This window comes from Mycobacterium sp. pV006, from assembly GCF_041287115.1.
GTDB lineage: Bacteria > Actinomycetota > Actinomycetes > Mycobacteriales > Mycobacteriaceae > Mycobacterium.
The window spans coordinates 1-1,061 of the sequence record NZ_JBGGKT010000054.1 but is presented as its reverse complement, the minus strand read 5'-3'; the positions used below and the strand labels follow the sequence as shown (position 1 = coordinate 1,061).

At 59.1% G+C, this 1,061-nt stretch carries 1 rRNA gene; it reads left to right on the top strand.

Annotated features, from left to right (window positions below):
* Positions 1 to 1,061, top strand: a 23S ribosomal RNA gene (locus tag ACAG25_RS24755); the annotation flags it as partial.

Genomic DNA, 1,061 nt, shown 5'->3' with positions numbered 1-1,061 from the left:
GTGGGGTGATGGCGTGCCTTTTGAAGAATGAGCCTGCGAGTCAGGGACATGTCGCGAGGTTAACCCGGGTGGGGTAGCCGTAGCGAAAGCGAGTCTGAATAGGGCGTATCCACACAACAGTGTGTGGTGTAGTGGTGTGTTCTGGACCCGAAGCGGAGTGATCTACCCATGGCCAGGGTGAAGCGCGGGTAAGACCGCGTGGAGGCCCGAACCCACTTAGGTTGAAGACTGAGGGGATGAGTTGTGGGTAGGGGTGAAAGGCCAATCAAACTCCGTGATAGCTGGTTCTCCCCGAAATGCATTTAGGTGCAGCGTCGCAGTGTTCGTGTCGGAGGTAGAGCTACTGGATGGCCGATGGGCCCTACTAGGTTACTGACGTCAGCCAAACTCCGAATGCCGACACGGTGTAATGCGGCAGTGAGACGGCGGGGGATAAGCTCCGTGCGTCGAGAGGGAAACAGCCCAGATCGCCGGCTAAGGCCCCTAAGCGTGTGCTAAGTGGAAAAGGATGTGCAGTCGCGAAGACAACCAGGAGGTTGGCTTAGAAGCAGCCACCCTTGAAAGAGTGCGTAATAGCTCACTGGTCAAGTGATTGTGCGCCGATAATGTAGCGGGGCTCAAGCACACCGCCGAAGCCGCGGCAGCACACTTTGTGTGCTGGGTAGGGGAGCGTCCTGCATCCGGTGAAGCCGCCGAGTGATCGAGTGGTGGAGGGTGTGGGAGTGAGAATGCAGGCATGAGTAGCGATAAGGCAAGTGAGAACCTTGCCCGCCGGAAGACCAAGGGTTCCTGGGCCAGGCCAGTCCGCCCAGGGTGAGTCGGGACCTAAGGCGAGGCCGACAGGCGTAGTCGATGGACAACGGGTTGATATTCCCGTACCCGTGTGTGGGCGCCCCTGACGAATCCATCTTGCTAACCGCCCAAAACCGCAGCCACCGGCGACCTTCGGGTCAATGGGGTTGTGGGGCTGCGCGGGACCCAGGTGGGTAGTAGTCAAGCGATGGGGTGACGCAGGAAGGTAGCCGTACCAGTCAGTGGTAATACTGGGGTAAACCTGTAGG